This is a genomic window from Azospirillum sp. B4, from assembly GCF_000333275.1.
Lineage (GTDB): Bacteria > Pseudomonadota > Alphaproteobacteria > Azospirillales > Azospirillaceae > Nitrospirillum.
This window is the reverse complement of the sequence record NZ_BACU01000708.1, coordinates 19,880-31,434: the sequence shown is the minus strand read 5'-3', so window position 1 is coordinate 31,434 and position 11,555 is coordinate 19,880. Positions and strand designations below refer to the sequence as shown.

Genomic DNA, 11,555 nt, shown 5'->3' with positions numbered 1-11,555 from the left:
AAGGCGGCCTTGCGCCAAACGGTCAGCAGGGCCTCCTGGGGCCAATTCCTCGGCCTCCATGGCCGGCAGGCCGGTGGTCATCAGATACCTTTTGACACGAGGCGCATAATGACGAAACACAGCCGCGAAGGCGGCTCGGTCGCTGCTGGTGGCGATGGCACGCAGGTGCCGGACGAAAATGTCGTCGACGGCCAATGGGGCACTGGTGGGGACCGCCGATACCGGCGCGCGATCCTCCGGAACGGGCGTACCGTCGGTCCCGGTCACGGGGCCGGCCCGGGAAGCTGGCGGGCAGGGGCGGGCAAGGAGCGCGCCCCGCCGGCCCGCCGCGAGGCGGCGGTGGGTTGGAAAGGGCGTCCTGAGGTCATTCGCGTCATGCATGCCCTTCTATACGGGGCCGCGACCGGTTTGGATCAGTCGCGGTGCCCACTGATCCAGTATTCACCCCGGGTCGTATAAGGACCGCAAGCTTTAACTGGACGGGTGCGATGCGGGCTTCAGGGGCGTGGGCGGATTGCCGGGGGGATGATCCTCCGGAAGGGGCGGCCGACCGGTGGGACAGCGCCCTTTACAGCGGCTGGGTCGCGCATCGCCGCACCTGGCCGCGCCAGCACCATTTGCGCTATCGCGTCTGGTCCCTGCTGGTGGACCTGGACGAACTGCCGGGGCTGCATCGGCGGTTGCGCCTGTTTTCCCATAACCGCTTCAATCTGCTGTCCTTCCATGACGCGGACCATGGCGATGGAAGCGGCCAGCCATTGCCGGGGCAGATCGCCCGCCTGCTGGAGGGCACGGAAGCAGCTTATGACGGCGGAGCCATCCGGCTGTGGTGCATGCCGCGTGTGCTGGGGCATGTCTTCAACCCCATCAGCATCTATTTTTGCCATCGCCGGGACGGCACGCTGTGTGCCCTGGTCCATGAGGTCAACAACACCTTCGGCCAGCGCCACAGCTACGTCATCCCGGTTTCCGGGGCGGTTCCGCCCGATGGCGTGGTGCGGCAGGCCTGCACCAAGCACCTGCATGTCTCGCCCTTCCTGGACTTGGACATGCGGTACGAATTCCGCGTTTCGCGCCCGGCCGATGGCCTGACGGTGGCCATCCAGGCCCGGGCGCCGGACCGGAGGGTGCCCCTGCTTTCCGCCTGCTTCGCGGGCCGCCGCCGCGACCTGACCGACGCGGGGCTGCTGGCGGCGTGGCTGGCGCAGCCGCTGCTGACTTGGAAAGTGGTGGCCGCCATCCATTGGGAAGCGTTGCGCCTGTTCCTCAAAGGGGTGGGCTTCCGCCGCAGCCCACCGCCCCCGGCGACCGCCGCCACCATCGTCTCCCCCCTCAAGACCGGCCAATAGGACCTCTGCGCTCCATGTCGCTCGACACCCCCCTGGATCGCCAGGACTCCCCCCAAATCCTTCGGCGTCTGGCCGCCCCGGTCCTGACGCGGGCGATGGCACGCCTGACCATTGGCCAAGTGACCGTGGAGTTGCCGGACGGAACCTCGCAGACGCACGTGGCCCTGACGGACGGACCGCACGGCGTGCTGATCCTGCGTCGCTGGCGCGCCTTGTGGCGGCTGGTCACCGGCGGGGACATCGCCTTCGCGGAAGCCTATGCCGATGGGGACTGGTCCAGCCCCGACCTGCCTGCCCTGCTTGAGCTTGCCGCGCGCAATATCGCCGGCCTGGATGCCGCCTTGGGCGGCACGTTGCCGGCCCGTGCGCTCAACTGGATCAAACATCGCCGCCGGGCCAACACCCGGACCGGCAGCCGGCGCAACATCATGGCCCATTACGACCTGGGCAATGATTTCTACGCCCTCTGGCTGGATCCCGGCATGGCCTATTCCTCAGCCCTCTACGAGGATGCGGGGCAGACGCTGGAGGCGGCGCAGGACGCGAAGCTGGACCGTATCCTGCGTCTGATGGACCTCAGCGGGCAGGAGAAGGTGCTGGAGATCGGCTGCGGCTGGGGCGGCTTGGCGGAGAAGGTGGCCCGCAGGGGCTGTCACATCACGGGCCTGACCTTGTCGCCGGCGCAACTGGCGGCGGCGCAGGACCGGCTGATCGAAGCGGATCTGGGCAGCCGCGCCGACCTGCGGTTGCAGGACTATCGCGACGTTACCGGCACGTACGACCGCATTGTGTCCATCGAGATGCTCGAGGCCGTGGGCGAACGCTACTGGCCCCTGTATTTCCGTACCCTGCGTCAGCGGTTGGCGCCCGACGGCATCGCGGTGCTGCAGGTCATCACCATCGACGATGCCCGGTTCGACCGGTACCGGCGCGAGGTTGACTTCATACAGCGGCACGTCTTCCCCGGCGGCATGCTGCCCTCGCCCGGCCGCCTGGCGAAGGAGGCCGCGGCCGCGGGCCTGTCCCTGGAGACGGCGCTGACGTTCGGCGACAGTTATGCCCGGACGCTTGAGGAGTGGCGGCGCCGCTTCCACGCCGCCTGGCCCGCCATCCAGGCCCAGGGCTTTCCGGTCCGCTTCCAGCGCCTATGGGATTATTACCTCGCCTATTGCGAGGCCGGCTTCCGGGCGGGGGTGATCGACGTCGGCCTTTATCGCCTGCGCCCTTCCTAAGCAGGTTCCTCCAGATCGGGCCACACATGGCCCGGCCTGGAGAAACCTGCAGACTCTATAGTTCAGCAGATTTCCGAGCCCGCCCATGTGTGGGCGGAGTTCGGAAAGTCTGCTTAGGCCACCTTGCGCAGGGGCGCGCGCACCGACAGCCGCACCCGCATGCCGGCGCGGGGGGCGCCCAGCGTGACGCCGCCTTCCGGTATCTGCGCCGCCAGGGGGCCGGACAACGCCTCGATGTCGAAGGTCGTGACCAGCATGGCGGCCAACGCCGTCAGCTCCGCCGTCGCCAGCTGCGCGCCGATACAGGCGCGCGGCCCGGCGCCGAAGGGCACGTAGGCGAATTTGTCCGGCCCATTCTTCCCGGATGGGCCGTCCTCCAGGAAGCGGCCGGGGTTGAAGGCCAGCGGGTCGTCCCATTGCGCCGGCTGGCGATGCAGGGCCCAGGGGCACAGCAGGATGGAAGCGCCCTTGGGAATGCGCACGCCGGACACCACGTCGTCGGCCAGCGCCGTGCGGGCGAACCACCAGGCGGAGGGGTAGAGGCGCAGCACCTCCTGCACCAGGGCGCGGGTGCGGGGCAGGTCGCGCAGCAGGCCGGGGCGCAGCTCCCCATCGGCGGGCAGGCGCTCCTCCACCTCCTGCCGCAGCCAAGCGGCCAGGTCCGGCCGCTGGGCCAGGGCGTAGGCCAGCCAGCAGCCCGCGGTGGCCGTCGTCTCGAAGCCGGCCACCAGGGCGGTGATGGCCTCGTCCCGCATCACGGCCGGGCCGTACTCCGCCACCAGCGGGTGCAGGGCGGCCAGGAAGCCCTTGGGCGCCTGGGCGAAGCCTTCGATTTGGCGCTCCATCTCGGCGATCGCGGCGCGGAAGGAGCGGCCCTGGCGGGTGGGCAGGTACAGGTCCAGGTCCACCAGCCGCCACATGGACAGGCTGAGGTGGCGGTGGGCGACGCAGCCGGCCTGGTAGATGGCGTCGGCGCTGGCGCCGTTGTCCAGCCGCTCATGGAACAGGGCCGCCACCACCATGCGCATGGTCAGGCGCCCCATCAGGCCATGCAGGTCGATCTCCGCCCCATCGGCCTGGGCCAGGCGTCCCGCCTGCTGCGCCAGGACGCACAGCGCCAATTCCAGGCCGTGGTTCAGGCGGCTCTGCGAAAAGGCGGCCTTGGCGGCCTGGCGGGCCGCTTCCCACCGGGGGCCGGTGGCGGTGACCATGCCATCGCCGAACAGCGGCCTCAGGCGGGCCTGCTCCGCCCCTTTGCCATAGGCGTCGCGGTTCTCCACCAGCACCCGCTGGAAGCCCGCCGGATGGCTGATCAGGAAGGCGGGCTTGGGGCCCAGGCGCAGGGCCACCGGCGCCTGGGCGCCGATGCCCCGGCGCTCGACGAAGCCGATGGGATCGGCGGCGAAGTCGGGCAGGTCGCCCAGCAGGGTACGCTGCGCGCGGTCGCGCAGGCGGGCCAGGATGGTCATGGTGGGATCTCCGTCAGGCGGCGCGGTTGTCGGCGCCGGTGGCCGTTTCCGGCAGGATCATGGTGGACGCTGTCGCCGCCGGATGCCGTGCCGCGTAGGCCGGCACGTCCAGGGCGATGATGACGGCGTGGATGTCGCCCTTGTGCCCCTGGCCGACGTGGATGGGGGCCGTCTCCTCCACCACCGGCAGGCCGCACAGGCGCACGAAGCGGCCGAAGGCGGGCTCCACCACCGCGATCAGGCGGCGGGCGTCGCGACCCAGGCCGAAGGCGCCAATGGCCTGGACCAGCACCTTGCCCACGTCGCGTCGGTTGGCGACGTCGGGGCAGATGACGAAACGGCTGATTTCCCAGATGTCGGGCGACCGCGGCGGTGGTCCGTCCCCCAACAGCATGGGAAAGTCGCGCTCCAGCAGATAGGGCTCGGTGGTGGGAAGCGCCCGCCAGTACCCCACCATGCGGCCCCCTTGCAGGGCCGCGCAGTGCCAGGCCTTCCTGTCGAACCCGTCGAACTCCAGCAGGTCGACCGAGGCCACGTCCCAGCCTAGGCCTTCGCGAAAAACTCGATGCCGCAGCCGCCAGGCCTGGGCCAGGAGTTCCGGCGAGTCCGGGCCCGAAAAACTCACGACGCGTAACGATGACATGGTCCAACTCCGCCCGCCATTTCCGGGGTCAGTACGCCATCGTTAGGAGCTTCGAAAAAGCTGGGCGAATGCCGAGGTATTTCCTCACGCCGGCCGTGTCGAGGCATCCCCCTGCGATGAAGAGAAGGCCATGCGAGAAATCGAGGACATGTTGTCGGCGTTCGCGGCGGCGCGCACGCTGGATGAACTGAAGCGGGTCCTGGATCGGCTTGTCGGCGATTTGGGGTACGAAGCGGCCAGTTACGTGGACGTCCGACGCCTTCCGATTGCTGACGAACCTGTTCCATTCTACCAAACGTCGTTGCGCCAGGATTTCCTGGAGACGTATTTGGCGGAGGATCTTCTGGGGTACGACCCGGTGGTGAACCGGGCCGCCACCACCAATACCCCCTTCACCTGGGCCGACGTGCCCGAATACCGCCCGCCCCGGGGTGGCGGGCGCGGGGCGCGCAACCGGGCGCGGCAGGTGATGGATATCGCCCGGGATTTCGGCTACCGCCAGGGTTTCGTGCTGCCGTTGCATGCGGTGGATGGCCACGGCTTCCCGGCCTCGGCCCTGATCAGCCTGTTCTGGCGTCAGGATCCGGTGTTGCTGGCGCGGTCGGAACACCGGCCCGCCTGGCTCCGTCTGGCCGGCGCCTTCTACCATGAACGGGCGCTGGAACTGCGCCACGACGTGACGCCACCGCCGCTGGTTCCGCCCTCCCTGACGGACCGGGAGCGGGAGTGCCTGGTGTGGGCTTGCCGGGGCAAGACGCGGGCGGAAACGGCGGACATCCTGGGCCTGTCCGACCGCACGGTGGAATTCCACCTGACCAACACCATGCGGAAACTGGGCGTGCACAGTAAGTTCCACGCCATCGCCGTGGCGGTCCAACTGCGGCTGATCGCTCCTTAGGAAGCTGCTTAAAGAGGGGCACGACTGATCCGGATCAAGTGATGCGGCCGGCGCATGATTTATGACTGGGGGCAGATCTTGATCCGGATGTCCCGCCATGCACGACCACCTGTCCATGCTGCAAACCGCGCCTCTCAGCCTGCCGGCCCTGATGGCGGCTGTGTTCATGGCCGGGCTGACCGGTGGCTTCGGCCACTGCGTCGGCATGTGCGGGCCCTTCGTCCTGGCGCAGGTGGGGGCGCAATCGGGCGGGAAGGGGGGCCCGGCGCTGGTGCGGGCCGCCGGCGGCCTGCTGCTGCCCTATCACCTGGGGCGGATGACCACCTACGCCGGCCTAGGGGCGGTGGCTGGCGGCCTGTCCGGCCTGGTGGTCCAGGCCACCGAATACCGTTGGCTGCTGGCCCTGTTCCTGGGGGTGGCGGCGGCGTTGTTCCTGCGTCAGGGATTGGCTGGGCTGGGCCGTGTGGCACCCCGGTTGCTGCGCCTGCTGCCCGGCGGCCGCTTCAGCCTGGGCACGGCCGGGGCCGCACGCCTGACGGCCATGCTGGCGCGGCCGTTGCGCCCGCTGTTCGCGGACCCACGCGGCATCAACGGCTATTTCCTGGGCGTGCTGCTGGGCTTCATTCCCTGCGGCATGGTCTACGCAGCCCTGGCGGCGGCGGTCAGCAGCGGCTCCGCCCTGGGGGGTGCCCTGGTGCTGGGGGCCTTCGCCATCGGCACCATGCCCAGCCTGATGACCGTGGCGGTGGCGGGCCGGGCGGTGGGCCGGCAGTTCGGCGGCTACGCCGCCTGGGTCACGCCGCCCCTGATGCTGCTGAACGCTGTCCTGCTGTTCAGCCTGGCCTTCGGCGTGCTGGACCGCGCCCCGTTCTGATCAGGCGGCGCACAGCGCCCGTGCCCGCTCGATGGCGGCCAGCACATCGCGGCGGCGCGTCCACGGCAGGAAGTGGCCGGCGCCGTCCAGCGTCCGCACCTCCACCGTGGCCTGGATCAGATGGTGGCGCAGATAGGCGACGTTGCCGTAGGGCGATTCCCGGTCGGCCGTGCCGTGGAGGATGACGACGGGACAGCGCAGCTGGCCCAGGTCGCGCGCCAGGGCGCGCAGTTCCGGCACGATGGTCAGCAGTTCCCTGTTAGCGTTGCGCAAGGGGCGGGGCAGCAGGCGGCGCCACGGCTCCCGGTCCGCCCAGGGCTGCAAGGGATGCTGGTGCTCTAGCGCGGGATCGAAGGAGGTGGCCACCAGCACCAGGGCCGCCACCCGGTCGGGGTGGTCCAGCGCCAAGCGGGCCACCACCGGGCCGCCCATGGAATGGCCCACCAGGATGGCCGGCGGGTTGGCGGGATTCAGCGACAGCAGCGGCGCCAGCCGCCCGGCCTGGGCCTTCAGGCCGATCAACGCTTCCCTCGGCGCGCTATGGCCGAAGCCCGGGCGGTCGGGCGCCAGCAGCGACAGGCCCTGGGGCCCATGGCCCAGGAACCAGCGCCAGCCGCCGGCGCTGCCTGGCGTGCCATGCACAAGGACGACGGGGCGCACCGCCTGTTCCACCGGGTCGGGGCCTGCGGCCAGGACGCTCAGGCCGTGGGCGCCCACGCTCAACCGGTGGACCGTGTTCATTCCGTGCCGCCGTCGACGTGGCGGTAGGGGCTCTCGGCCATCAGCGCCTCGATATCGGCGGCGACGCCCTCGCGTTCCCGCGCCACGAAATCGGCCACGGCGTGGCGCAGGCCAGGGTTGGCGATGTAGTGGGCGCTGTATGTCGTGACCGGCAGGTATCCCCGCTGCACCTTGTGTTCGCCCTGGGCGCCGGCTTCGACCCGCTTCAGGCCGCGCGCGATGGCGAACTCGATGGCGCGGTAGTAGCAAGCCTCGAAATGAAGAAAGGGGTAATCGCCGGCGGAGCCCCAGTTGCGGCCGTACAGGGTATCGTCACCCATGAGGTTCAAGGCGCCTCCCACCCAGGCGGGGCGCCCCCGGGCGTCAGGGCGCGCCGGGTCGCGGGCCATGACCAGGACCACGCTGTCGGCCATCTCCGCCCCCAGCCGGTGGAAGAAATCCTCCGTCAGGTAGGCGGAGCCCCATTTGCGGTCGCTGGTGGCGTTGTACAGCCGGAAGAAGGCGTCCCAGTGCTCTTCCTTCAGGTCGTCGCCGGTCAGGGTCAGCACCTCCACCCCGCTGTCCGCCACGGCCTGCCGCTCCTTGCGCACCGCCTTGCGCTTGCGGCTGCTGAACGCGGCCAGGAAATCGGCGAAGTCGCGATAGCCCCGGTTTTCCCAATGGTATTGCAGGCCGTGGCGGTCCAGCCAGCCGGCGCCGGTCAGGGCGGCGCGATCTTCCGGGGTTGGGAAGGTGACGTGGACGGACGACAGCTTGTTGTCCGTCACCGCGTGGCGCAGGGCGGTGATCAGCAGGCGGCGCACCCCCTCCGGATCCGGACAGCCGGGATCCGCCATCAGCCGGGGGCCGGTCACCGGCGTGAAGGGGATGGAGACCTGGAGCTTGGGATAATAATCGCCGCCCGCGCGCTCATACGCGTTGGCCCAGCCCTGGTCGAAGACGTATTCGCCGTAGGAGTGCGACTTCAGGTACATGGGTGCCGCCCCCACCAGGCGGCCCTGGGCGTCGCGCACCGTCAGGTGCTGCGGCAGCCAGCCGGTTTTGCGCCCGACGGAGCCGCTGTCCTCCAGGATGCGCAGGAAGGCGTGGCGGGTAAAGGGGTGGCCGGGATAGGCGTCGCTAGCCGCCAGCCGGTTCCAGTCCGTGGCATCCAGCGCGTCGATGTGCGGCGCCACGCCGACCTTCAGGCCCGCCGTCCAATCCTTGTCACCATCCGCCATCGCGCTGCCCCAATCCGTTCGGCACCCGACGTTAATAGTCGGGTGCCGGCGGGCATTTAACAAGGGCGTGCGTACCTCATAAAGCCAAGCCAGCGGACGCTGGCGCCCGGCGACTGAGGGCGAAAAAGACTTACGCCACTTCCAGGATCGCTTCCACTTCCACGGCCACGCCCAGCGGCAGGGCCGAGGCGCTGACGGCGGAGCGGGCGTGGCGGCCGGCGTCGCCGAACACCTGGACGAAGGTTTCCGAGGCGCCGTTGATCACCTTGGGCTGGTCGGTGAAATCGCCGGTGGAGTTGACGAAGCCCACCAGCTTCACCACGCGCACCACCCGGTCCAGGTCGCCGTCCAGGGCGGCCTTGGCCTGGGCGATCAGGTTCAGGGCGCACAGGCGCGCGGCCTCAGCGCCCTGCTCAACCGTGAAGCCGTCGCCCAGTTTGCCGACGCAGCGCAGCTCGCCGTTCCAGAACGGCACCTGGCCGGACAGGAACAGGGTGTTGCCGGTGCGCACGGCCGGGACATAGGCCGCCACCGGGATGGCCGGGGTCGGCAGCTCGATGGCGAGTTCTTTCAGACGGGCGTCGATACGGCCGGCCATGTCTTCCTCCTATGTTGGGTCAAGATTGTTGTCGTATTTCGCGATGCGCGACCATAACCCCATCGCGCGCTGCCAGCCAGCCGCGTCGTGTGAAGCTGGCGTGAAGCAGGCGGGTGGTCACAACCGCCACGGCCATGCCCGCAAGCACATCGGATGGATAATGGGCGCCCAGCCACAGCCGCGTGGTGGCCAGCGCGCAGGCCAGCAGCAGCAGGGGCAGGCGTGCCTGGGCCACAGGCATCCCGCCGCCAGAGCCAGCGCCACCAGGGTGTTGGCATGGCCGGATGGGAAGGAATAATAGCGGAAGCCCATGTGGAATGGCTGGGGCAGATAGCTGCCGTCGGTCAGAAACAGTTGCGGCCGGGGCCGGCCCACCACGGCCTTGACGCCGTCCACCGCCAGGCCCGACAGCGCGACGGCCAGGAAGACGAAGGCCACCATGGCGAACTGGCGGTTGAGATGCCGGCGCCTGTCGCCCGTGGCCCGCAGTCGCGCCACCGCCAGGGCGATCGCCGCCAGGCCCAGGGGCAGCAGGCTGTAGAAGCTGTCGCCCGCCAGGGTCAGGTGGCGGCTCACATTCCTCACCATGGGCGTGAGCCCTGCCGCCCATAGCGTGAAGGGGCGGTCGACCCATAGCACCAGGGCCGCCTCCAGGATCAGGAAACCGCCTAAGGCGAGGAAGAGGGCCGGCCGGGTCACGGCTGCGGCGTCGCTGGTGCCGGCTGCTCCGATGCGGGCTGGGGCGCTGGTTGCTGTGCCGGTTCGGCCGCAGGGGCGTTCACCGGCGCCCCTGCGCGATACAGCGCCAGGTTGGCCCAGTTGCCGCGGGAATAGTTGAAGCCGCGGAAGTGCTTGATCAATTCCGGCGCCAGGCCGCGCGCCGCCAGCTGGGCGGCGAAGGCCGGCTCCTCCTTGTCGCGCACCAGGGCCAGGCCGCAGGACGGGTCGTCGGCCAGGTGGTTGGCCACCATCTCCGGTTCACCCAGCTTGGTCTTGGTGCCCACCAGGAAGACCAGGCTGGGCTCGGTATAGCCGGCGGCGGCCAGCACGGTGGTGGGGCACAGGCGGTGGTCGGCCACGGCCTGGGCGATGGTGGGGCTCAGCCACATGGCCTTCAGGCTGGGCATGACCAGGCCCAGGATGCTGATCATGCTCAAGGCGCCGCCGGCGGCGACCCCCAGGGTCAGCCGCTTCAGGCAGCCGATGCGCTCCAGCACCACGAAAGCGATGCCGGTGACCAGCGCCAGGCCGCCGGCGACGAAGCCCGCCGGCAGGTTGGTGCCCTCGAGCCGCAGGGGCGCGCCGGCGCCGAGCAACGCCAGGGCCACGGTGATCACCAGATACAGGATGATGACGGCCCAGCGGCCGATGCGGCCGGCCACGGTGGGCTTGCGCTCTTCCCGCGTCAGGTTGCGGTTGGCCGCGCGCTCCGCCGCCGCCTTGGCGTCGACGCGCGACAGCAGCGCGGCCATGCCGAGGAAGGCCAGGGCGGGGAAGGTGGGCAGGACGTAGTGGGGCAGCTTCGTCGCCACCGCCTCGAAGATCAGCCAGGTGGGCACGATCCAGGCCAGGCAGAAGCGCACGGCGTCGTCATGGCGGCGGCGCCAGGCCCAGGCGGCGCCCAGGCCCACCAGCAGGCTGCCCGGCCAGAAGCTGAGCCAGAAGGTGACCAGGTAATAGCCCGGCGGGCCGGCGTGCTTCTCCTGGCCCGAACCGACCTTGCCCAGGAATTCGTGACCGATGGAATCGGCGAAGAACTGGCCCTTGGTCGCGATGGTGATGGCGACCAGCCAGGGCAGCACCATGGCCAGCACGATGGCGATGCCCGGCAGGGGGCGCAGGCCCTTCAGCCAGGACCAGTCGCGGTCGGCGAAACCCAGGGTGACAATGCTGCCCAGAACCGGCAGCAGGATGACCGGACCCTTGATCAGGATGCCCACGCCGATGGCGACCCAGAAGGTCAAGGTCAGGCCCCAGGTGGGGGGCAAGGGTTTGCGCCGATCCAGGTAGACGCGGCCCAGGGCGCCCATGGCGGCCACTACGGTGGCCAGCAGCACGGCGTCGGTCTTGGCCATGCGCGCCTCGACGCTCAGCAGCACGCTGACGGCCATCAACAGGGCGGCGCCGAAGCCGGCGGTGGCGCCGAACAGCAGCTGCCCCGCCCAGGCGGTCAGCAGCACGGCGGTGACGGCGCCGATGAGGGAGGGCAGGCGGTAGGCCCAGATGGGCGTGGTCTCGGGGTCATGATCGCCGGTGATGGCCTGCACCGCCGTCGCCGTGGCGTTCTGCAGCCAGTAGATGCCCACCGGCTTCTTGTTGCGCGCTTCATCCTGGAAACGGATGGAGACGTGGTCGCGCGTCTCCATCATTTGCCGTGAGGCCTGGGCGAAGCGGCTCTCATCCCGGTCGAAGGGGGGGATGGTGGTGAAGCCCGGGAGGAAGGTGGCCAGCGCCAGCAGTGCCAGGATCACATAGTGTACGGGCCGCAGGACGGCGGGGCGGAAGGTGTCGTTCATGGATCGGGCGTCCCG

General features: G+C 69.8%; 12 protein-coding genes and 1 pseudogene. 4 read left to right on the top strand and 9 right to left on the bottom strand.

All coding sequences use genetic code 11. The features are described 5' to 3' along the window. Nucleotides 1–267: pseudogene (locus tag I55_RS38045) on the bottom strand (hypothetical protein); the annotation flags it as partial. Between the two features lie 221 nt (nt 268–488). Here I55_RS38045 and I55_RS31900 point away from each other — a divergent pair. Next, nucleotides 489–1,349, top strand: coding sequence for a DUF1365 domain-containing protein (locus I55_RS31900; protein WP_044564749.1), 861 nt, complete (start codon nt 489–491; stop codon nt 1,347–1,349). 14 nt (nt 1,350–1,363) lie between these two features. Next, entirely contained in the window at nt 1,364–2,581 is a 1,218-nt protein-coding gene (locus tag I55_RS31895; RefSeq protein ID WP_049974716.1) for a cyclopropane-fatty-acyl-phospholipid synthase family protein, read from the top strand. 113 nt (nt 2,582–2,694) lie between these two features. Here I55_RS31895 and I55_RS31890 read toward each other — a convergent pair whose 3' ends face one another. Beyond that, nucleotides 2,695–4,050, bottom strand: coding sequence for a cytochrome P450 (locus tag I55_RS31890; protein WP_044564748.1), 1,356 nt, complete (start codon nt 4,048–4,050; stop codon nt 2,695–2,697). 13 nt (nt 4,051–4,063) lie between these two features. After that, nucleotides 4,064–4,693 (bottom strand): acyl-homoserine-lactone synthase, encoded by a 630-nt coding sequence (locus I55_RS33780; protein WP_083901607.1) that lies wholly within the window; start codon nt 4,691–4,693, stop codon nt 4,064–4,066. A gap of 130 nt (nt 4,694–4,823) precedes the next feature. Between I55_RS33780 and I55_RS33775 the strand changes: the two genes are divergently transcribed. Both I55_RS33775 and I55_RS31875 read left to right on the top strand, forming a co-directional pair. Then, nucleotides 4,824–5,591, top strand: a complete 768-nt coding sequence (locus tag I55_RS33775) for a LuxR family transcriptional regulator (RefSeq protein WP_049974714.1) — start codon at nt 4,824–4,826, stop codon at nt 5,589–5,591. Between the two features lie 97 nt (nt 5,592–5,688). Continuing rightward, nucleotides 5,689–6,465, top strand: a complete 777-nt coding sequence (locus I55_RS31875) for a sulfite exporter TauE/SafE family protein (RefSeq protein WP_044564747.1) — start codon at nt 5,689–5,691, stop codon at nt 6,463–6,465. On the opposite strand, the gene I55_RS33770 is transcribed toward I55_RS31875, so the two are convergent. The 6 genes from I55_RS33770 to I55_RS31850 form a co-directional block, all read right to left on the bottom strand. Then, nucleotides 6,466–7,206 carry an alpha/beta fold hydrolase gene (locus I55_RS33770; RefSeq protein ID WP_083901606.1) on the bottom strand — a complete coding sequence of 247 codons (741 nt, stop codon included), beginning with the start codon at nt 7,204–7,206 and terminating at the stop codon, nt 6,466–6,468. Continuing rightward, nucleotides 7,203–8,426 (bottom strand): GNAT family N-acetyltransferase, encoded by a 1,224-nt coding sequence (locus tag I55_RS31865; protein ID WP_049974712.1) that lies wholly within the window; start codon nt 8,424–8,426, stop codon nt 7,203–7,205. The genes I55_RS33770 and I55_RS31865 overlap by 4 nt, the downstream gene beginning before the upstream one ends. A 130-nt stretch (nt 8,427–8,556) precedes the next feature. Beyond that, nucleotides 8,557–9,024 (bottom strand): RidA family protein, encoded by a 468-nt coding sequence (locus I55_RS31860; protein WP_044564746.1) that lies wholly within the window; start codon nt 9,022–9,024, stop codon nt 8,557–8,559. Between the two features lie 19 nt (nt 9,025–9,043). After that, a complete protein-coding gene (locus I55_RS39640) occupies nt 9,044–9,196 on the bottom strand; it encodes a hypothetical protein (protein WP_376739219.1) in 153 nt (50 codons plus the stop codon). Further along, entirely contained in the window at nt 9,142–9,723 is a 582-nt protein-coding gene (locus I55_RS33765) for a phosphatase PAP2 family protein (protein WP_049974711.1), read from the bottom strand. Before I55_RS33765 ends, I55_RS39640 begins: the two co-directional genes overlap by 55 nt. Further along, nucleotides 9,720–11,540, bottom strand: coding sequence for a glycosyltransferase family 39 protein (locus I55_RS31850; RefSeq protein WP_049974710.1), 1,821 nt, complete (start codon nt 11,538–11,540; stop codon nt 9,720–9,722). The genes I55_RS33765 and I55_RS31850 overlap by 4 nt, the downstream gene beginning before the upstream one ends. Nucleotides 11,541–11,555: the final 15 nt, after the last annotated feature.